Source organism: Microbacterium paraoxydans (genome assembly GCF_018224615.1).
GTDB lineage: Bacteria > Actinomycetota > Actinomycetes > Actinomycetales > Microbacteriaceae > Microbacterium > Microbacterium paraoxydans_B.
In genome coordinates, this window is record NZ_JAGTUK010000003.1 from 687,068 (window position 1) to 707,740 (window position 20,673).

At 68.0% G+C, this 20,673-nt stretch carries 19 protein-coding genes and 1 other RNA gene; 4 read left to right on the forward strand and 16 right to left on the reverse strand.

What is annotated here, in order from left to right:
- Positions 1 to 18 precede the first annotated feature (18 nt).
- Positions 19 to 2,898 carry an HAD-IC family P-type ATPase gene (locus KE274_RS13535; protein ID WP_211544971.1) on the reverse strand — a complete coding sequence of 960 codons (2,880 nt, stop codon included), beginning with the start codon at positions 2,896 to 2,898 and terminating at the stop codon, positions 19 to 21.
- 141 nt (positions 2,899 to 3,039) lie between these two features.
- Between KE274_RS13535 and KE274_RS13540 the strand changes: the two genes are divergently transcribed.
- Positions 3,040 to 3,204, forward strand: a complete 165-nt coding sequence (locus tag KE274_RS13540; RefSeq protein WP_211544570.1) for a hypothetical protein — start codon at positions 3,040 to 3,042, stop codon at positions 3,202 to 3,204.
- A gap of 67 nt (positions 3,205 to 3,271) precedes the next feature.
- Here the strand turns inward: KE274_RS13540 and ssrA are convergent.
- Positions 3,272 to 3,641, reverse strand: a transfer-messenger RNA (tmRNA) gene (ssrA, locus tag KE274_RS13545).
- A gap of 142 nt (positions 3,642 to 3,783) precedes the next feature.
- Between ssrA and KE274_RS13550 the strand changes: the two genes are divergently transcribed.
- Positions 3,784 to 4,449: an SIMPL domain-containing protein gene (locus KE274_RS13550; protein WP_211544573.1), complete on the forward strand. Its 666-nt coding sequence runs from the start codon at positions 3,784 to 3,786 to the stop codon at positions 4,447 to 4,449.
- Between the two features lie 10 nt (positions 4,450 to 4,459).
- On the opposite strand, the gene hflX is transcribed toward KE274_RS13550, so the two are convergent.
- Entirely contained in the window at positions 4,460 to 5,971 is a 1,512-nt protein-coding gene (gene hflX / locus KE274_RS13555; RefSeq protein WP_211544575.1) for a GTPase HflX, read from the reverse strand.
- Between the two features lie 66 nt (positions 5,972 to 6,037).
- Between hflX and KE274_RS13560 the strand changes: the two genes are divergently transcribed.
- Positions 6,038 to 6,679: a class I SAM-dependent methyltransferase gene (locus tag KE274_RS13560; protein ID WP_211544577.1), complete on the forward strand. Its 642-nt coding sequence runs from the start codon at positions 6,038 to 6,040 to the stop codon at positions 6,677 to 6,679.
- 6 nt (positions 6,680 to 6,685) lie between these two features.
- On the opposite strand, the gene dapF is transcribed toward KE274_RS13560, so the two are convergent.
- The 13 genes from dapF to dapA form a co-directional block, all read right to left on the reverse strand.
- Positions 6,686 to 7,558: a diaminopimelate epimerase gene (gene dapF, locus KE274_RS13565; RefSeq protein WP_211544579.1), complete on the reverse strand. Its 873-nt coding sequence runs from the start codon at positions 7,556 to 7,558 to the stop codon at positions 6,686 to 6,688.
- 9 nt (positions 7,559 to 7,567) lie between these two features.
- Complete coding sequence (locus KE274_RS13570) at positions 7,568 to 8,116, reverse strand: dihydrofolate reductase family protein (protein ID WP_211544581.1); 549 nt, start codon at positions 8,114 to 8,116, stop codon at positions 7,568 to 7,570.
- Positions 8,117 to 8,145: 29 nt separating this feature from the next.
- Positions 8,146 to 9,057, reverse strand: a complete 912-nt coding sequence (gene miaA / locus KE274_RS13575; protein WP_211544583.1) for a tRNA (adenosine(37)-N6)-dimethylallyltransferase MiaA — start codon at positions 9,055 to 9,057, stop codon at positions 8,146 to 8,148.
- A complete protein-coding gene (miaB, locus tag KE274_RS13580; RefSeq protein ID WP_211544587.1) occupies positions 9,054 to 10,598 on the reverse strand; it encodes a tRNA (N6-isopentenyl adenosine(37)-C2)-methylthiotransferase MiaB in 1,545 nt (514 codons plus the stop codon). The genes miaA and miaB overlap by 4 nt, the downstream gene beginning before the upstream one ends.
- Positions 10,599 to 10,644: 46 nt before the next feature.
- Entirely contained in the window at positions 10,645 to 11,070 is a 426-nt protein-coding gene (locus tag KE274_RS16590) for a regulatory protein RecX (protein ID WP_307872211.1), read from the reverse strand.
- Between the two features lie 416 nt (positions 11,071 to 11,486).
- The gene (gene recA, locus KE274_RS13590) at positions 11,487 to 12,533 is read right to left on the reverse strand and encodes a recombinase RecA (protein ID WP_136035007.1); all 1,047 of its coding nucleotides are present in this window, start codon (positions 12,531 to 12,533) and stop codon (positions 11,487 to 11,489) included.
- Between the two features lie 271 nt (positions 12,534 to 12,804).
- A complete protein-coding gene (locus KE274_RS13595) occupies positions 12,805 to 13,029 on the reverse strand; it encodes a DUF3046 domain-containing protein (RefSeq protein WP_211544972.1) in 225 nt (74 codons plus the stop codon).
- 18 nt (positions 13,030 to 13,047) lie between these two features.
- Complete coding sequence (locus KE274_RS13600) at positions 13,048 to 13,356, reverse strand: helix-turn-helix domain-containing protein (protein ID WP_211544591.1); 309 nt, start codon at positions 13,354 to 13,356, stop codon at positions 13,048 to 13,050.
- Between the two features lie 120 nt (positions 13,357 to 13,476).
- Positions 13,477 to 13,986, reverse strand: coding sequence for a CinA family protein (locus tag KE274_RS13605; RefSeq protein ID WP_211544595.1), 510 nt, complete (start codon positions 13,984 to 13,986; stop codon positions 13,477 to 13,479).
- Positions 13,983 to 14,558: a CDP-diacylglycerol--glycerol-3-phosphate 3-phosphatidyltransferase gene (gene pgsA / locus KE274_RS13610; protein ID WP_211544597.1), complete on the reverse strand. Its 576-nt coding sequence runs from the start codon at positions 14,556 to 14,558 to the stop codon at positions 13,983 to 13,985. The genes KE274_RS13605 and pgsA overlap by 4 nt, the downstream gene beginning before the upstream one ends.
- Positions 14,558 to 17,269: an FtsK/SpoIIIE family DNA translocase gene (locus KE274_RS13615; RefSeq protein ID WP_211544599.1), complete on the reverse strand. Its 2,712-nt coding sequence runs from the start codon at positions 17,267 to 17,269 to the stop codon at positions 14,558 to 14,560. The genes pgsA and KE274_RS13615 overlap by 1 nt, the downstream gene beginning before the upstream one ends.
- Positions 17,270 to 17,365: 96 nt before the next feature.
- The gene (locus KE274_RS13620; protein WP_211544601.1) at positions 17,366 to 19,042 is read right to left on the reverse strand and encodes a ribonuclease J; all 1,677 of its coding nucleotides are present in this window, start codon (positions 19,040 to 19,042) and stop codon (positions 17,366 to 17,368) included.
- 53 nt (positions 19,043 to 19,095) lie between these two features.
- A complete protein-coding gene (gene dapA, locus KE274_RS13625) occupies positions 19,096 to 20,073 on the reverse strand; it encodes a 4-hydroxy-tetrahydrodipicolinate synthase (RefSeq protein ID WP_136035020.1) in 978 nt (325 codons plus the stop codon).
- 59 nt (positions 20,074 to 20,132) lie between these two features.
- Between dapA and KE274_RS13630 the strand changes: the two genes are divergently transcribed.
- Complete coding sequence (locus KE274_RS13630; RefSeq protein WP_211544602.1) at positions 20,133 to 20,672, forward strand: NUDIX domain-containing protein; 540 nt, start codon at positions 20,133 to 20,135, stop codon at positions 20,670 to 20,672.
- Position 20,673: the final 1 nt, after the last annotated feature.

Here is a 20,673-nt window from a genome sequence, read left to right on the forward strand (position 1 = left end):
ACGGAGCCGCACCCGGGCTCAGGGACGACCGCGGCCCATCGAACTGTCGCGGATGCGTCCGAAGCGGCGCGCCACCGGCGGGGTCCAGAGCAGGATCACGAGTACGACTGCCACGACAGCCGTGACCGCCGCACCCCAGTCCCACCGGTCACCCGCGAGCAGCACGGCGACGCTGACCGCGCCCGCGAGCATCAGCACGATCGTGAGCAACAGCCGCGACAGCCCGCTCCCCCGACGCACGCCCGCCGCGATGGCGAGCACCAGGAGGCCGAACAGGGCGATCGCTGCACCCAGGAGTGAGAGCACCGTGCGTCCGACGGTGCCGTCGTAGCGGGAGAGGAAGACCAGCACCCCGAAAGCGACCGCAAGGAGTCCGAAGCCGTAGGACAGAGCAGCGACGCCATTCGCGAGGACGCGCGCCGCCCTGCCTCCGCGCGCATCGCGCGCTTCTCCCCCGCCGCCGCCGGTGCCGTCGCCCCCGGCTCGTACCGGATCGATGATGAGGCGGCGGTGGATGAAGCGGATGACCTCGATCGCGACGATCATCACGACGACGATGCCCGTGAGAGCGAACGCCAGCTGCTCCCCCGGATCCACCAGGGCGAAGAAGCGCCGCGCCAACGGAAGGCTGAAGATCGCGATCAGCAGCACGAACATCGCCCCCACCACGAGGACTTTGAAGCGGTTGAGCGGTCGCGCGAGCACCGCGAGCACCCAGATGCCGACGACGGCGAGGATCACGGTCGCACCGGTCCGGAGCTGCTCTTCGGAGACGCCGATGTTGCGAGCCACGACGTCGTACCAGGTGAGGCCGGCCGCCACGACGATTCCGGCCGGGATGGCGAAGCTGAGCGAGCGTCGCAGGAATCCGGGGAGGTAGCGCGAGGCGTTGGGCATGAGCGCGAGGAAGAACGCGGGGATCCCGATCGTGAGGCCGTCGGTGATGGACAGCTGGCGCGGGAGGAACGGGAACGCGAGGATCAGCGCGCCGAACACGACGGCGAGTGTGGTGGCATACGCGGTCTTGGTGAGGAACAGCATCGACACGCGTTCGATGTTCGCGATGACCTGTCGCCCCTCCGCCACCACGTCGGGGAGGTGCGAGAACTGGCCGTCGAGGAGCACGAGCCGCGCCACGGCCTTCGTCGCCGGGGAACCCGAGTTCATCGCGATCCCGATGTCGGCGCTCTTGATCGCCAGGGCGTCGTTGACCCCGTCACCGGTCATCGCGACCGTGTGACCGTGGCTCTGCAACGCGGTCACCATGCGCTTCTTCTGCTCGGGCGTTACGCGACCGAACACCTGTTGGCGGTCGAGGAGTTCGGCCAGCTCCGCGTCGTCGTCGGGCAACCCTCGTGCGTCGAACCCGTGGTCCACCTCGAGCCCCACTTCGCGGGCGATCACGGCCACCGTGCGCGGGTTGTCGCCGGAGATGATGCGGACGCCCACACCCTGTTCGCGGAAGTACTCGAGCGTCTGCGCGGCGTCCGGACGCACCTGCTCGCGGAAGGTCAGCACCCGGACAGGCTCCAGCTGCCCCGGCAGTCGCTCCTCGGCGATGTCCGACTCCGAGAGCGGAGCGGTCGCATGCGCGAGGACCAGGGTTCGACGGCCGCTCTCCGCCAGCCGCGTGACCGTGCGGCCGAGGTTCGTCTGGGCCGAGGTGGCCTCGTCGCCGAACACCATCTCCGGCGCGCCCATCACCCAGGTGCCGTGCAGTTGCTCGAACACCGTCGCGCTCCACTTGCGCGCCGAGGAGAACGGGATGTCGCCGATGACCGTGAGCGGCTCCTGCACGGGGTGACCGGCCCGGAGGGACCGGGCGGTCGCGTTCGCATCCGGCGCCGCCGCATACCAGGCCAGCACGGCCGCCACCTCGTCCGGACGGGACGGAACAGCGCCGTCCACGGTGTGTTCGGCGTCGAAGACGATGTCGCCCACCGTGAGCGTTCCGGTCTTGTCAAGGCAGACCACATCCACGCGCGCGAGCCCCTCCACGGCGGGAAGCTCGTTGACCAGGACGTTCCTGCGCGCGAGCCGCGATGCACCGACCGCGAATGCGATGCTCGTCATCAGCACGAGACCCAGCGGAATCATGGCCGTCAGCGCCGCGATCGTGTTGACGACGGCTTGCTGCCAGGACCCCGAACTGAAGGCGGTCGCGTACCCGCCGGTCACGAGGATCTGCGCGTTGAGCACGAGCAACCCGACCGGACCGATGATCCAGCCGACCCAGGTGAGCACGCGGTCGATCGACGAGCGCAGTTCGCTGGACACCAGGGAGAATCGTCGCGCCTCCCCGGCGAAGCGGTTCGCGTAGGAGTCCGCGCCCACGCGGGTGGCGACGGCGAGGCCCTCTCCCGCGACCACCACGGCACCGGACAGTGCTTCGTCACCGGGATGCTTCTCGACCGGATCCGATTCTCCGGTGAGCATCGACTCGTCGATCTGGAGCCCGCGCGACGCCGTGACCACGGCGTCCGCCGGCACCTGCTCGCCGGCGCGCAGGACAAGGACGTCGTCGATCACGACCGCGCTCGGCGCGACCTCGACTTCCGTGCCGTCCCGTCGCACGAGTGCCCGCGGTGCGTTCATCAGCGCGAGGCGGTCGAGCGCCGCTTTCGCTCGGAACTCCTGCACGCAGCCGATGACCGCGTTCGAGAACGCGGCGAGTCCGAAGAGGGCATCCTGCCACCGGCCGATGGCGAACAGCACGAAGAAGCAGGCGAAGACGATCCCGTTGAAGATGGTGAACACGTTCGCCCGGACGATGCTCCACGCACTACGGCTCGTATCCGCCGTGAAGTCGTTGGTCCGCCCCGCGGTCACGCGCTCGGCGACCTGCGCGCCCGTGAGTCCGTCGGCCTGGGGGTGCGGGATCGTCGTCACGGCCTCAATATAGGGCCGCGCATCGATTCCCGGGGTGGAGGGGCGGGACTTTTCGCGGCCGCTGCGACGCACGGCGACGGTTGTCAACCGCCTGGCCCGTGACCTCGGAAGCAGCGAAGCTGGACCCAGCCACCGAGGAAAGGAACGCGCATGGGCAGTGACAGCCACCGCAACGACATCAGCACCGAGCCCTCCCCCGGGCCCGAGGAGAACGACAACCTCGGTACCGAGGACAACAAGGGCGAACCTCCGACGGTGCCGCCGACCGGCGGAGACGACGAGGTGACCGCCCACCAGGGCGATCCCGCCGCCTGACCGGCGCCGGCACGACGAAGCCCCCGTGTTCGCAGGGAACACGGGGGCTTCGTCCGCGACAGCGACCTGGTGGAGCTGGGGGGAATCGAACCCCCGTCCAACGCTGAGTCTCCACGCCTTCTCCGGGCGCAGTCTGTGGAAGCGTTCTGCTCGGCTCCGACCTTTGTCACAGACACCTAAGTCGACGAGCCCAGCCTGGGAAGAGTCCCACGTGACGTCCAGACGCCGTCACGCAGCAAGATTCCTAGATGACGCCAGGATCCGTATCGGAATCACATACGGTCTGACGGACTATCGGGCTCGCTTAGGCAGCGAGGGCGAAGTCGTTGCGCTTGGATTCGGCAACTATTGTTTTGCAGAGAGCGTTTACGAGATAACTCTGCATCCTCGGCCCGCTTCTCGTGGATTCACAGGCGCTGTCGAAACCGATCAGCCCCGTGGTCCTTCTTGCGAAGGAGCCGCTGTCACACTGTGGAATTACCAGTTCGAGTGGCACGCACCCGAGCATCACAGACTACAACGTTCCGGAGCCCTCCGCCATTCCGGCGCCGCGTCGCACGGCTCGCGTAGAGTCACCCCATGAGCGAGGTCACCGTCACCGTCCGCGGGGAGCACGAGGAGCGGGTCCACCCCGAGCGTGCCACCGTCCGTCTCTCCGTTCGCGCCGAGGGTGCGGAACGCACCAACGTGGTGGAGGCGGCGCTCCGCCTCGCCGAGCCCGTGCGGGCCAGTATCGCCGAGCGGGCGACCGCTGGCTCCGCCCTCGACTGGAGCAGCAAGAACCTCAGCGTCCGCGCCGAGCGTCCGTGGAACGGCGAAGGCACGCGCCTCGCGCCGGTCTACTACGCGAGCGTCGACTTCACCGCCACGTTCGCCGATGCCGGCGAGCTCTCGCTGTGGGTCACCGAGATCGCCGCGTGGGAGGGCGTGGAGGTCGGGTGGGTGGACTGGCACCTCACCGCCGAGACCCGCGCGCGCGTCGAGCGCGAGGTGGCGACGCGGGCCGTGGAGTCCGCCGTGCTGCGCGCTGAGGCTTATGCGGGGGCGGTCGGACTCTCCCAGGTGACGCCGCTGGAGCTCGCCGACGCCGGACTGATCGTTCCCGGCCTGCCCGCTCCGGGCGCTCCGCTGCTCAAGGCTCGAGGAGCAGTCGCGTTCGCCGCCGACTCCGCGCCGGCCATGACGTACGAGCCGGAGGAGATCGTCATCGCAGCGACCGTCGAAGCGCGCTTCCTGGCCCGCTGACGAACAGCCCTCACGCCTCCGACACGAACGGAGCGAGTTCCGCCGCGAGACGCTCCGACACGCGCGCGTGCACGGCAGTCCCGTGTTCCTGATGCTCGACCGAGAGCAGCATGCCCGTCTCGTGGATAGCCGCGACCAGCTCGCCCCGGTCGTAGGGCACCACGGCGCGAAGCTCGATCGCGGGCTTCGGCAGCGCTTCCTCGATCGCGGCCCGCAGTTCCTGGATGCCCTCGCCCGAACGCGACGACACGAAGTGCGCGCGCGGTTCCAGGCCGCGCAGCACAAGACGCTCGTCCTCGGAAATCAGGTCGGCTTTGTTGAAGACGACGATCTCGGGCAGGTCGCGCACGCCGACGTCGCCCATCACGTCGCGCACCGTCTGGAGCTGGCCGGCGGGATCGGGGTGCGAACCATCGACCACATGCAACACGACATCCGCGTCGCCGACTTCTTCCAGCGTGGAGCGGAACGCCTCGACGAGCTGATGCGGCAGGTTCCGCACGAAGCCCACGGTGTCGGTCAGGGTGTAGACACGGCCGTCCTCGGTCTCCGAGCGGCGAACGGTGGCATCCAGGGTCGCGAACAGCGCGTTCTCGACCAGCACGCCCGCGCTCGTCAGAGCGTTGAGCAGGCTCGACTTTCCGGCGTTCGTGTAGCCGGCGATCGCCACCGAGGGAATCGTGTTGCGCTTGCGCTCTGCGCGCTTGGCCTCGCGAGCCGGTGCGAAGTCGCGGATCTGTTTGCGGAGAAGTGCCATCTTGGTGCGGATGCGCCGACGGTCCAGCTCGATCTTCGTCTCACCGGGACCACGCGACCCCATACCGGCACCGCCTGCGCCGACCTGCCCACCGGCCTGACGGCTCATGGACTCACCCCACCCGCGCAGTCGCGGGAGGAGGTACTCGAGCTGGGCGAGCTCGACCTGGGCCTTGCCCTCGCGGCTCTTGGCGTGCTGGCTGAATATGTCGAGGATCACCGTCGTGCGATCGATCACCTTCACCTTGACGACGTCCTCGAGAGCACGGCGCTGGCTCGGCGCCAGCTCGGTGTCTGCGATCACCGTGTCCGCGCCGACCGCCGCAACGATGTCCTTGAGCTCCTGTGCCTTGCCGCGCCCGAGGTAGGTCGCGGCGTCCGGGTGCGGACGCCGCTGCAGCACGCCATCGAGAACAACGGCACCGGCAGTCTCGGCGAGAGCGGCGAGCTCACGCAACGAGTTCTCTGCGTCCTCCTGGGCGCCCTGCGGGTACACCCCCACCAGCACGACGTTCTCGAGCCGCAGCTGTCGGTACTCGACCTCGGTGACGTCTTCCAGCTCGGTCGAGAGTCCGGCGACGCGCCGGAGCGCATGCCGATCCTCGAGGTCCCACTGCTGACCATCGCTCTGAGAGTGCGCAGCGGTAGCCTCGTCCTGCAGCGCCTGCGCGGCGCCGAAGACGCGGACCTCCGATCGCTTCTCTGCGTTCGAAAGCACTCGGTCGACCGCCTGGTCGTCGGTGGAGGGGATCTTCGTCTCCGTCATCCGTTCCTGTCTCTGGTTTCCTCGCGAGCCTTAACCTTAGCCCGCGCCGTCCGGTACGCTCACCGTATGGGGTCCGACCACTACTTCACTGCGGCCCCGGCAAGCCCCGAGAACCTGCGCACGATCCGTGTATCCCTGGCAGGACGCGAGCTGGAGATGACCACCGCCGGTGGCGTCTTCAGCCCGGATCGGCTCGATGCCGGGACCGCGGTCCTTCTCGCCAACACGCCGCCCGTCCCGCCCGGTGGCCACCTTCTCGACCTCGGAAGCGGCTGGGGACCCATTGCCCTCTCGATGGCTCTGGCTTCTCCGCATGCCACCGTCTGGGCAGTCGACGTGAATGAACGCGCTCTCGACCTCGTGCGCCGCAATGCTTCTGCGCTCGGCCTCACTAACGTCAACGCCGCACTCCCCGGAGATGTTCCCGACGAGGTGACCTTCCGGACGATTCGCTCCAACCCGCCCATCCGTGTGGGAAAGAACGAGCTCCACGGACTCCTCGAGCGATGGATCCCGCGCCTCGACGAGCGCAGCGACGCCTGGCTCGTGGTGCAGCGCAACCTGGGCGCCGACTCCTTGCAACGCTGGATCGCCAGCACCTTCCAGCCCGGGTACAGCGTGTTCCGCACGGCGACCGGTAAGGGCTACCGCATCCTCAAGGTCCGCAAGCACGGCACGCCACCGACCGAACCGATCGCGGTCGTCTGACCCTGCTCAGATCAGGTCGATCTCGCCCTGGAACACCAGTTGCGCGGGGCCGGACAGTGCGACGTGCTCACCGTCCTCGGCGGGGAACATCCGCACGGCGAGAGTGCCGCCCGGAACCTCGACCTGCCAGTTGTTCGGAGCCTGAGCGCCCGCCCAGTACCGGACCGCGAGGGCGGTCGCGGCGACACCGGTGCCGCAGCTGAGCGTCTCCCCGACCCCACGTTCCGAGACGCGCATCCGCACGTGACCGATGCCGTCTCGCACCAGGGGCTCACCCGGCACCACGAACTCAACGTTCGCTCCCGCAGGAAGTACGGGGTCGAGCTCCGGAGCACGCGTGAGTTCGAGCAGAGCGAGCTCTGCCTCCGACGCCAACGCCACGACGACGTGCGGGTTGCCCAGGTCGATCCCGAGGCCAGGCCGCGTCACCGTGAGGCCGTCCGCGCGGACGAGCGGGTCGTCGCCCGACAGCCGCCAGGCGCCGAGGTCCACCTGGTAGCCGTTCGCGCTCCGAGTCACATCGCGCACGCCGGCTCTGGTGCCGATCGGCAGCGTCGCGCCCTGCTCGATCGTCGCCAGTCCCGAGCGCACCAGATAGTGCACGAACACGCGGATGCCGTTGCCACACATCTCCGCCACCGAACCGTCGGCATTGCGGTAGTCCATGAACCACTCCGCGGCCGGTTCTTCCGCCAGGGCGGCAGCACCCTCTGGGATGGCCGCGGAGCGGACGACGCGCAACACCCCGTCCGCACCGATCCCGAAGTGGCGATCGCACAGCACCGCGACCTGCTCGGAGGACAGCGCCAACTGCCCGTCGGGGTCGGCGATGATGACGAAGTCGTTGCCGGTACCGTGCCCCTTGGTGAATGCGACCATGAGCCCAGTCTATGGATGCGCGGGGTCGTCTCCGTGCCGCACGACCCGGTAGCGCCCGCAGAGGAAACTGCGATTGCGTGCGACCTCGAGCAACTCCAGATCGAGCCGTCGCGGGAGAAGAGGGGCACCCGTCCCGAGGGTGACCGGGGCGTACTGCACCCAGACCTCGTCGAGGAGCCCGGCATCGGCGAACTGCCCTGCGACGTCTCCCCCGCCCACGACCCAGACATCACGACCATCCGCTGCGGCCACAGCTCTGGCGTGCACCTCGGTCACGGCATCGCTGGTGAGCTCGACGGCTGCGCCCGAGGGCAACGCGAGATCGCGGTGCGTCAGCACCCAGGTGGGCTGGGTGTACCCCCACCGCCCCTGCTCGTGCTCCATCACCCATTCGTACGTGGACGCCCCCATGATGAGGGCGCCGACGTTCTTCTCGAACGCCGGATAGGCCATCGGCCCCTCCAGATCGATGTCCTGACTCAGCAGCCAGTCGAGCGAGTGGTCGAGGGTCGCGATGAAGCCGTCGAGGCTGGAGGCGGTGTAGAAGTGCGTGGCCATGCGCGCAGTCTCCCATCGGCCTCCGACATTCAGTCGACCAGCAGGCGCTCAGCGTCGACCGGTGCGTCGTACCACTCGAGCTGCGGATACCGCTTGAACCACGAGACCTGCCGGCGTGCATACCGGCGCGTCAGGGCTTGCGTATCCGCGATCGCCTCCGCCTCCGTGAGCCGACCGTCCAGCTGCCCCAGGGCCTGCGCGTAACCGATCGCCCGCGACGCCGTGGCGCCGCGCTCCAGACCGTTCTCGCGGAGCCCCTCCACTTCCGCGACGAGCCCCTGAGCCCACATGCGCTCGACGCGCGTATCGAGCCGCTGCACGAGAGACGCGCGGTCGACGCGCAAGCCGACGATCCGTGTCTGCGGCAGCCACAGCGTCGGTGCATCGGGAAGGGCGGCGCCGTGCGTGGAGCTCCCCTGCTCGAGCACCTCGAGCGCGCGGATCACCCGGCGATGATTCCGGGGATCCACACGGTCCGCGGTGGCCGGGTCGAGGTCGCGAAGCCGCGCGAGCAGCCGCGCGACACCGCCGTCCGCGAGCTCGCGTTCCAGTCGCTCGCGCACCGCCGGGTTTCGCGGAGGGAAGTCGAACGTGAAGATGACGCTGGAGACGTACAGACCGGATCCGCCGACCAGGATGGCATCGCCACCGCGTCCGTGGATCTCGCGGATCGCCGCGCGCGCGAGCGGCTGGTACCACGCCGCGGCCGCGTCCTGCGAGACGTCGCACACGTCGAGAAGGTGGTGAGGGATGCCGCGTCGCTCGGACGGGGGCAGCTTCGCTGTACCGATGTCCATACCGCGATACACCTGCATCGCGTCCGCATTGACGATCTCAGCGGGGTTGTCCCGGCGCCGGAGCGCGTCGGCGAGGTCGAGGGCGAGGTCGCTCTTGCCTGTGCCCGTGGCACCGACGACCGCCCAGAGCCGCGGCGCGGTCACACTCCGACGCGCAGCGTGGGAAGTCCGAGCGACACCGCGCCGGTCCCGCTCGCCCCGGGCGTCGGCACCGCGCACGACTCGGCCTGCGACCGATCCCACGCGTCGCCACCCCGGGTGCGGCGGATGCGCAGCGGGGCGCCCGTCGGGTCGTCAGCCAGCAGGTGGAAGGGTGCGGCATGTGTGACGGTCACGGTCACCACGTCGCCGGGGCGCGGAAGCTCGGATCCGGGCGTGACCTCGAAGTGCACGAGCCGGTTGTCCTCGGCGCGCCCCGTCAGTCGGTGGGTCTCAGCATCCTTCTTGCCTTCTCCGGTCGACACCAGAACCTCGACCTGACGTCCGACCTGCTTCTGGTTCTCCTCCAGCGCGATCCGCTCCTGCAGTGCGATCAAGCGATCGTAACGCGCCTGAACGACGTCCTTCGGGACCTGATCCTCCATCGTCGCGGCGGGGGTGCCCTCGCGGATCGAGTACTGGAAAGTGAAGGCGCCGGAGAAGCGCGCCTGCTCGACCACGCGCAGTGTGTCCTCGAAGTCCTCCTCCGTCTCACCGGGGAAGCCGACGATGATGTCGGTCGTGATGGCGGCGTTCGGGATACGCGCGCGCACTCGGTCGAGGATGCCCAGGAACCGCTCACTCCGGTATGAACGGCGCATCGCCTTGAGAATGCGATCGCTCCCCGACTGGAGCGGCATGTGCAGCTGCGGCATCACGCTCGGAGTCTCGGCCATCGCATCGATGACGTCGTCGGTGAAGGCTGCGGGATGAGGACTGGTGAACCTGATTCGTTCGAGCCCCTCGATCTCTCCGGCCGCGCGCAGGAGCTTCCCGAAAGCCTGCCGGTCTCCGAACTCGACACCGTACGAGTTCACGTTCTGCCCGAGGAGGGTCACCTCGATCGCGCCGTCTTCGACCAGCAGGCGGATCTCGTTGAGGATGTCCCCGGGACGGCGATCCTTCTCCTTGCCACGGAGGCTGGGAACGATGCAGAACGTGCAGGTGTTGTTGCAGCCGACCGAGATCGACACCCAGCCGCTGTGTGCGGAATCGCGCTTGGTGGGGAGCGTGGACGGGAACACCTCGAGCGATTCGAGGATCTCCAGTTCGGCATCGCCGTTGTGGCGCGCACGCTCGAGGAGACCGGGCAGGGAGCCCATGTTGTGGGTACCGAACACGACGTCGACCCATGGCGCCTTGTCGAGCACGGCCTGTTTGTCCATCTGCGCCAGACAGCCACCGACGGCGATCTGCATGCCCGACTTCCGCCGCTTCACCGCCGCGAGGTGACCGAGCGTGCCGTACAGCTTGCCCGCGGCGTTGTCCCGAACAGCGCACGTGTTGATGATGACGACGTCGGCCTCGGTGCCCGCGGGGGCAGGCACGTAGCCTGCGCTCTCCAGCGAACCGGACAGCCGCTCCGAGTCGTGCACGTTCATCTGGCACCCGAAGGTGCGCACTTCGTAGGATCGCTGCCGCCCGTCTGCGTCGACGGCCGCCGACGAGGCGCGGATGATCGTCGGTTCACTGCGCGGGATAGTCATGATCTGTCCATTGTACGAGCCCGTTCCGGCACCCATAGCGGCGCTCTCAGTCGGAGTCGACGAACCGGACGCCCGTGCTGGTTCCTCCGAATGAGGCCTCGCGCAGCGCCGTCTTCGCCGCGGTCATCGCGACCGAACCGGCATAGCCGCGACGTGCCAGCTGACCGATCAGACGACGCAGCGCGGTATCGGCGTCGAGTCGACTGAGGGACCGTGCTTTGGTTCGAGCGAACTCCAACGCTCGCTCCGCATCATCGTCGGGGAGCGCATCCAGCGCTTCCTGGATGACGTCTCGTGGAATACCCCGCTGCGCGAGTGCACGAGACAGGGCGACGCGACCTTGGCCCTTGCGCTCGGTACCAGCGGTCACGAGCATCTCGGCGAGCACCGAGTCATCGAGATAACCGCGGCGGCAGAAGTCATCGATCACCTCATCGGCGGCGTCGGCATCGACACCGTGACCCTTCAGCACAAGGCGCGCCTCAGAGACGGAGAGAGATCGAGTCCGAAGCTTGCGAAGCAGTGACTCCTCCGCCGCGGCGCGCATCTCCTCCGCGGTCGGGCCGACGGCGCTCTCGGTGGCATCGGGAGCCTTGTCGGCATCCCGCACTCCTACCGCGCGCAGGCGCGGAGGCGGCGCACTATCTTCAAACCGCGACGTGCGCCCGTGCGCCGGGTGTCGCTCCGTGGGTGAACCCGCGACCGCGTCGGACCCGGTCGGCTCGTGCCAGGTCGAGCGCCACGACGCAGCATCGCCGTTCCGTGGAGCATCTGCTTCCGGACGATGGGGCCGAGACGCTCTCCCGGCAGGGTGCCGCGAAGGCGTGCCCCCGAAGAGCGGGATGATGGGGGCGATCCGCTGGGAATCGCCCCCACGCTGATCGCTCATCAGGCCGGACGACGCTCGGCGAGCTCGTCAGCAGACGCGGGCGCCGGCTGTGCACCGATGCCCAGCTTCTGCTTGATCTGTGTCTCGATGGCGAGGGCGATGTCGGGATTGTTGAGGAGGAACGTGCGGGCGTTCTCCTTTCCCTGACCCAGCTGGTCACCGTCGTAGGTGTACCACGAGCCCGACTTCTTGACGATGCCATGTTCGACCCCGAAGTCGATCAGGCTGCCTTCGCGAGAGATCCCCACACCGTAGAGGATGTCGAACTCCGCCTGCTTGAACGGCGGCGCCATCTTGTTCTTGACGATCTTGACCCGCGTACGGTTACCGACGGCATCCGTTCCGTCCTTCAGCGTCTCGATCCGTCGGATGTCCATGCGCACGGAGGCGTAGAACTTCAGCGCCTTTCCACCGGCGGTGGTCTCCGGCGAACCGAAGAAGACACCGATCTTCTCGCGAAGCTGGTTGATGAAGATCATCGTGGTATTGGTCTGGTTCAGCCCGCCGGTCAGCTTCCGCAGCGCCTGCGACATGAGTCGCGCCTGCAGACCGACGTGCGAATCTCCCATCTCCCCCTCGATCTCGGCACGCGGCACGAGCGCTGCGACCGAGTCGACGACGATCAGGTCGATCGCACCGGAGCGCACGAGCATGTCCGCGATCTCAAGCGCCTGCTCACCGGTGTCAGGCTGGGACACCAGCAGGGAGTCAATGTCGACCCCCAGCTTGGCGGCGTAGTCGGGGTCGAGGGCATGCTCGGCGTCGATGAACGCGGCGATGCCGCCTGCACGCTGCGCGTTGGCGATCGCGTGCAGAGTCAGAGTCGTCTTACCCGAGGATTCCGGTCCGTAGATCTCCACGATGCGGCCACGCGGCAGTCCGCCGACGCCGAGTGCGACGTCGAGGGCAATGGAGCCGGTCGGAATGACGGCCACGGGGGCCCGCTCGTCGCTGCCCAGCCGCATGACCGAGCCCTTTCCGAACTGACGGTCGATCTGCGCGAGCGCGGTCTCGAGGGACTTCTCGCGGTCGGCGGGTGATGGCATGGTGTGCTCCTTCTGCGCGTGTGATGCCGCCTGTAGGCTGTCGCGGCTCTTCCGGCTGGAAGGAACTCTCCGACAAGGCGTGTGGCTTTTCAGCCTGCTCCTCACGGTAAGAGTGACCACCGACATTGCGTCCTGCGAGTCGTCTTCCGTGATGGTTCAGTCATCGAAACCACTTGTGCAGAAGACTACGCCGTGTTCGAACAGATTTTCGACAGGACCAACATGCGGCGTGTCGGACATCCGCACACCGTCTATCGCGCACCGCGACAGCTCAGCGCCCCTTCGGCTCCAGCCTTCCGACACCATGTCGACGCGCTTCCGGCACGTCCATCTCCTCGCACAGCGCGAGCCAGACATCTCGAGGCGGCACGCCATCCGCAAGAGCTTCGCGAGCGGTGCGACCGCGCACCATCGACAGACTCAGGTCGTCCACCAGCGACGGACCTCGTGCGGCGAACTCGGCGTCGACGGCGCGAAGAAACTCGCTACGTCGCATCGTCACCCCGCTGAGCCGTCAGTGCAGCGAGAGCTCGGGCTCCACTGCGGCCACCAGATCGTCGGGAACGATGTCGGGGAAGACCTGGATACCCTCGAGCACGGAGATGCGATCTCCGACCTCGCGCATGATCGTGGAGATGGGGACATCGAGAGCTTCCGCGACCGAAGCGAGAATCTCGCTCGACGCCTCCTTCTGTCCGCGTTCTACCTCGCTGAGGTAGCCGAGCGCAACCGACGCCTTGCTTGCGACCTGCCGGAGGGTGCGCCCCTTCTGCAGGCGGAAGTCCCTCAGCACATCGCCGATTTCCTGTCGTACAAGAATCATCGGAACCTCCTCCCCATGTGTTCGATCGAGGTTCCCCCCGAAGAGACAGCCAGTCTAGCCCTCCTGGCCTGCACAGAATCTACCCTTGCACTCTGTGGTTTGAATGTGAGCACATCCATGTCAACCTTCGGCGACGGCCCCGTATTCCCCCAGGACTTCGGACAGCATCCGCAGCAGCATGGTGACGGACTCGGCACGCACGCTCGCGCGATCGCCGGCGAAGACGAACCTCTCCACGCGGCTGCCCCTCGGCGTGACGATGCCCAGATGAACCGTGCCCACCGGCTGACCGTCAGGCGACGTCGGGCCAGCGATCCCCGTGGTGGACACGCCGACGTCCGCCGCGCGTCCATCCACCGCGACCGCCCGCCGGACCCCGTCCGCCATCTGCCGAGCCACTTCGGCGTGCACAGGTCCATGGATCGCAAGAAGCTCGGCATCGACTCCCAGGACGGAGTGTTTCACCGGGGTGGCGTACGCCACCACACCGCCGAGCAGAACTGCGGAGGCTCCCGGGACCGCGACGAGCGCTGCGCACACGGCGCCGCCGGTCAACGACTCCGCCACGCCGAGCGTCCAGCCGCGAGAGCGCAACGCGGCGATCACCGACTCCGGCGTGACCGTGGTCATGATCGCCGACGCGAACCGCGCACCTGCGCGACGATGTAGTCGACTCCGCTGGCCACGGTGAGAACGAGCACGATCAGCATGAGGACGAAGGTGATCGCCGTCCACGGGCCCAGGCCGATCCACACATGCAGGGGCAGGAGGGCCCACCCTAGTGCCACCCCCTGGAAGGCGGTCTTGATCTTGCCCATCCAGGCGGCCGCGACCACGTGCTCACTCGCCACCACCAGGCGGTGGATCGTGATTCCCCACTCACGGATGAGGATCACGGCCACGATCCACCAGCTGACCTCGCCCAAGATCGCCAGGCCGATGAATCCGGCACCGGTGAGGAGCTTGTCGGCGATCGGATCCCACAGCTTGCCGAAGTCGGTCACGATGTCGTAGCGCCGGGCGAGATAGCCGTCGACCCAGTCGGTCGAGATGGCCAGGATGAAGAGGATGCCCGCGATCCACCGCAATGCCGGGTCGGGGATGCCGTACGTGCCGCCGAGAAGCAGGAGAACGAAGAAGACGACCGCGAGAGGGATCCGCGCGACCGTGATCGCGTTGGGCAGCTGCCGGGGAATCGCCATCAGTCGCGCCCCGTCAGACCCCAGGCGTCTTCGTCGCCCTCTGCCTCGACGACCGGGAGCCCGTCGTACTGCGCTTCGATGGGGTCGCGCTCCGGAAGCGGCGGCGCCGCAGTGGTCGCGGCCCCGGCTGGCGGAGCCGACGCGGGCACGTCCTCACCACGGAGGCGTGCCATGACCTGCGGCAGCTGCTCCGGCGTAGCGAGAACATCGCGCGCCTTCGACCCCTCGGACGGGCCGACCACCTCGCGCGACTCGAGGAGATCCATGAGCCGGCCGGCCTTCGCGAAGCCCACGCGGAGCTTGCGCTGCAGCATCGAGGTCGAGCCGAACTGCGACGAGATGATCAACTCGGCGGCGGCGAGCAGAAGCTCGAGGTCGTCACCGATGTCCTCGTCGACCTCCTTTTTCTTGCTCGGCTCCATGGCCTCCTGCACGTCCGTCCGATACTCCGGCCGCGCCTGACGCGTGACATGCTTGACGACCGCGTCGATCTCCTTCTCGTCGACCCATGCCCCCTGGAGGCGGAAGGGCTTCGACGAGCCCATAGGCGAGAACAGCGCATCGCCCTGACCGATCAGCTTGTCGGCGCCCGGGCTGTCGAGGATGACGCGGCTGTCCGTGACGCTGGTCACCGCGAACGCCAGGCGGGAGGGCACGTTGGCCTTGATCAGACCCGTGACGACGTCGACGCTCGGGCGCTGCGTGGCGAGAACCAGGTGGATACCGGACGCGCGGGCCAGCTGCGTGATGCGGACGATCGAGTCCTCGACGTCACGCGGGGCGACCATCATCAGGTCCGCGAGCTCATCGACCACGACCAGAAGATACGGATAGGGCTTGAGCACGCGCTCGCTCCCCACCGGGACCTCGACCTCTCCGGCGCGGACCGCGCGGTTGAAGTCGTCGATGTGGCGGAAACCGAACGACGCCAGATCGTCGTACCGCATGTCCATCTCCTTCACGACCCACTGCAGCGCCTCGGCGGCCTTCTTCGGGTTCGTGATGATGGGGGTGATGAGGTGCGGCACACCGGCGTAGCTCGTGAGCTCGACACGCTTCGGGTCGATCAGCACCATGCGAACGTCGGCGGGCCGCGCGCGCATCAGCAGGCTCGTGATCATCGAGTTCACGAAGCTCGACTTACCGGACCCCGTGGAGCCCGCGACCAGGAGATGCGGCATCTTCGCGAGGTTGGCGACGACGAAGTTGCCGCCCACGTCCTTGCCGACGCCGATCGTCAGCGGATGCGTGCTCTTCTGCGCCGCGGCCGACCGCAGCACATCGCCCAGCGCGACCGTCTCGCGGTCGGTGTTCGGGATCTCGATGCCGATCGCGCTCTTGCCCGGGATGGGCGAGAGGATGCGCACGTCATTGGACGCGACCGCGTAGGCGAAGTTGTTGCTCAGCTGCAGGATCTTCTCGACCTTGACGCCGTGACCGACCTCGACCTCGTACTGCGTGACCGTCGGGCCACGAGAGAAGCCGGTGACCTTGGCGTCGACCTTGAACTGCTCCAGAACGCTCGTGATCTGCTCCACGATGCGGTCGTTCGCCTCCGAGCGTGCGACGGACGGCGGGCCCTCGGACAGCACACCCGGCGACGGGAGGATGTACGGAGCCACGGGGGCCTGCGGGCCACGGTCGCCGGGGCCCTCCGTGCCGAACCCGTCAAGGCCCGGCAGCTCAGGCATCTCGCCGGTGTCGGACTCGTCGTCGAGGAGCGCCGTGGTCTGCTGCTCCGCGAGGGAGTCGGCGATCGACCGCACATCGGAGAGCACCTCGGTCGCAGCCTCGGAGGGGTTGGCGACCGTGATCGCCTGGTCGTAGGCGGGGGTCGGTTCGTTCGTGGTGAGCAGCGCGGTGATGTCGTCGGATCCGAGGGTGCCCTCGTCCGGGTCCTCTTCGCGACCGGTCTTGTTGCGGCGCCACCACGGCAGCACGTCGGGGTCGTCGACCTTGTCGGCGTCGTCGATCGCTGCCGCGTCCTTGACCGGCTTGTCCGGGCGCTCCGCGTCGAACATCCACGCGTAGAGGTCACCGAGACGGGCGCCGATGCGGTTCGGCGGGGTCTTCGTGAGGATGAGGATGCTGAGCACGCCGAGCAGACCCAGCACGATGTAGGCGGGGATATCCGTCAGGTAGGTCAGCGGCTGCCCCACGAGCCAGCCGAGGACGCCCCCGGCGGCGCTCAGCGCGAGAGGTCCCTCACTCGGGTTCGGACGAGGGCCGGCGAGATGGCAGACTCCGGCGATGGTGAGGACGAGCAGCCCGAAACCGATTCCGATGCGGCCATTGTCATGCACGGAGGACGGGTGGCGGAACAGCCACCCGGCGAGCAGCAGCAGGAGCACCGGCATGATGAAGGCCTCGCGCCCCACCAGCAGGCCGACGGAGAACGCGCTGATGTTGGTCGCGACGTCGTTGCCGATGAAGAACCACTCGTTGACCGCGCCGAGAACCGCCAGGAGGACGAGCAGGAACGGGAAGCCGTCCCTGCGGTCATCCTTCTCGAGCGTCTCCGGTCCGAAGGCGCGGAACAGCCCGCCCACGCCGTGCGCGAGGCCAGTCCATGCGCGAACCGCGACCGGGGGCTTGTCGGCCTCGTCGATGTACTTCTTCGGAGCGGGCTGCGCCTTGGGAGCCGACTGCCGCTTGGGACGCGACGGTGCGCTCGTCGAGGCGCGCTCGGTCTTGGTGCTGCTCCTGGCCATGCCTCCACGGTACGGCCAGCGGCCGACATCTCCGCGTCACCACGCGGAACTCCCCGATCCCTGCGTGCAGACGCCCACAGGGATCGGAGACGGTGGTCACGCCTCGATGACGAGGGGAACGATCATGGGACGGCGGCGCAGCTTCTGGTTCACCCACCGACCGATCGTCCGGCGCACGACCTGCGACAGCGCGTGCGTGTCACGCACGCCGTTGCCGGACGCCTCCTTCAGGGCGGCGACGATCTTGGGTGCGACGTCGTCGAACACCGAATCATCCTCCGCGACACCGCGCGCGTGGATCTCAGGACCGGAGATGATCCGTCCCGTGGCCGCGTCGACCACCACGATGACCGAGATGAAGCCCTCCTCGCCGAGGATCCGGCGATCCTTGAGGTCCGCGTCCGTGATCTCCCCGACCGTGGAGCCGTCGACGTACACGAAGCCGAGGTCGAGCTGACCGGAGACGCGGGCCACGCCGTCCTTGAGATCGATCACCGTGCCGTTGGAGGCGATGATCGTGTTCTCCTCGGGGATGCCCGTGTCCTGCGCGAGCTTGGCGTTCGCGATCAGGTGACGGTACTCGCCGTGGACCGGGAGCACGTTCTTCGGCTTGAGGATGTTGTAGCAGTACAGCAGCTCGCCCGCTGCCGCGTGACCGGACACGTGGACGCGGGCGTTCGCCTTGTGCACGACGTTGGCACCCAGCTTGGTCAGACCGTCGATCACGCGGTACACCGCGTTCTCGTTGCCGGGGATCAGGCTCGACGCGAGAATGACCGTGTCCCCCTCGCTCACCTCGATCGCGTGGTCGAGGTTGGCCATCCGGCTGAGCACGGCCATCGGCTCGCCCTGCGACCCGGTGGACATGTAGACGATCTGCTCGTCCGGCAGATCCCTGGCCTTCTTGAAGTCGATCAGAACACCGGCGGGCACCTTGAGGTAGCCGAGCTGCTCGGCGATCGTCATGTTGCGCACCATGCTGCGCCCCAGGAACGCGACGCGACGACCGTGCGCGTGCGCGGCGTCGATCACCTGCTGCACACGGTGCACGTGGCTCGAGAAGCTCGCCACGATCACGCGACGCGGCGCCTTGCCGATCACCTGGTCCAGCACGGGACCGATCGACCGCTCGGTCGGCGTGAAGCCGGGGACGTCGGCGTTCGTCGAGTCCACGAGGAACAGATCGACGCCCTCCTCTCCCAGGCGGGAGAACGCGCGCAGATCGGTGATGCGGCCGTCGAGCGGGAGCTGGTCCATCTTGAAGTCGCCCGTGGCGAGCACCATGCCCGCTGGGGTGCGGATCGCGACGGCCAAGGCGTCGGGGATCGAGTGGTTCACCGCGACGAACTCCAGGTCGAACGGGCCGACGTTCTCCCGCTGACCCTCCTTGACCGTGAGAGTGAACGCCTTGATCCGGTGCTCCTTGAGCTTCGCCTCCACCAGTGCGAGCGTGAGTCCGGAACCGATCAGGGGGATGTCGCTCTTCAGGCGCAGGAGATACGGCACCGCCCCGATGTGGTCCTCATGACCGTGGGTGAGCACGACCCCGACGATGTCGTCGAGGCGGTCGCGGATGGGCTCGAAGTCGGGCAGGATCAGGTCCACCCCGGGCTGGTGCTCCTCCGGGAAGAGCACGCCGCAGTCGACGATCAGGATCTTGCCCGCGTACTCGAACACGGTCATGTTGCGCCCGACCTCGCCGAGCCCGCCGACCGGGATGACCCGCAGCGTTCCTTCGTCGAGAGCGGACGGTTCGGCCAGGGGAATGGACATGCTGTCTCCTCAGTCGGACACTTCGCGCGTCCGTTCGTTCATGGTGACGCGGCTCAGCGCGTCGTGCCGTGCACCTTCGGCAGGGCGCCGCCCGCGGCCGCGTTGCGGTCGGGTCGGAAGTTCGAGAAGTCCGCGCCGGGGACACCCGCGACCAGATCGAGCTCGTCCTCGATCAGCGCTGCCTCCCACTCCTCCGGACCCACCAGCGGAAGCCGGACGCGGGGGCTGGAGATGCGACCGAGGCCGTGCAGGATGTACTTCGCTGCGACCGTGCCCGGGACGTGCGTCATGACGGCCCGCACCAGCGGCTCCAGGCGCTTGTGCTCGGCGGTGGCCGTGGCGAGGTCGCCCCGGTTCACCGCATCGACGATCGTGCGGTAGGGCGTGGCCGTGATGTTCGCCGTCACGCCGATGAGCCCCGTCGCTCCGATCGCGAGGTGCGGCAGCACGTTCGCGTCGTCACCGGAGAAGTACATCAGGTCGGTCTGGTTCAGCACGCGGCTGACCTCGGAGAAGTCGCCCTTGGCGTCCTTCACCGCGAGGATGTTCGGGTGCTTGGCCAGCCGCAGGATGGTCTCGTACTTGATCGGCACCCCCGTGCGGCCGGGGATGTCGTAGAGGATGACCGGGAGGTCGGTGGCGTCGGCGACCAGGCGGAAGTGCGTCAGGATGCCGGCCTGCGTGGGCTTGTTGTAATACGGCGTGACGATCATGATGCCGTCGGCGCCGGCCTTCTCGCTCGCCTTGTACAGCTCGATCGCGTGCGCGGTCTCGTTGGATCCGCCACCGGTGATGATCTTGGCGCGACCGGCCGAAACGGACTTGCCGACCTCGACCAGCTTGAGCTTCTCGGGGTCCGTCAGGGTCGAGGTCTCGCCAGTCGTTCCCGTCACGACGATGCCGTCCGCTCCTGCGGTGATCACGTCATCGATGTGCTTCTCGACGGCGGGCCAGTCGACTTCGCCGTCGGCCGTCATCGGAGTGACGAGCGCGACGAGAACCTGTCCGAAAGGGTTGCCCGAGTGCGTCATGACACCAGCGTATCGGGTCGCATGGCGCCACTGCGGACCGAGCCCCCTAGGCTCGCGCCATGGGATGGATCACGCATGCGTCGCGCGTCGCCTACGAGAACGCCTGGATCCGCGTGCGCGAGGACCAGGTGACGGGTCCGAACGGCCGAGCGATCTACGGCGTGGTCGAGATGCAGCATCCCGCGGTGTTCGTCGTCGCGGTCGACGCGGACGACAGGGTGTGCCTCGTCGCGCTCGACCGGTACACCGTTGGTCCGTCGCTCGAGATCCCGGCGGGCGGGACCGACGGCGAGGAACCGCTCGTGGCCGCGCGGCGCGAGTTCCGGGAGGAGACGGGGCACGAGGCCGACGACTGGCTCGACCTGGGCACGATGCGCGCCCTCAACGGGATCGCCGTCGCCGAGGAGCACGTGTTCCTGGCGCGCGGGGTGCGCCGGGTGGACGATGCAACCGACGGTCAGGCGGAAGAGGGCATCGAGTCCGTCTCGTGGTTCCCCTTCGCCGACGTGCTGGAGATGATCGCCGAGGGGCGGATCACGGACGGCGAGACGATCGCCGCCCTCACGATGGCGGGCATCCGCCTCGGCCGCTTCCGCTGAC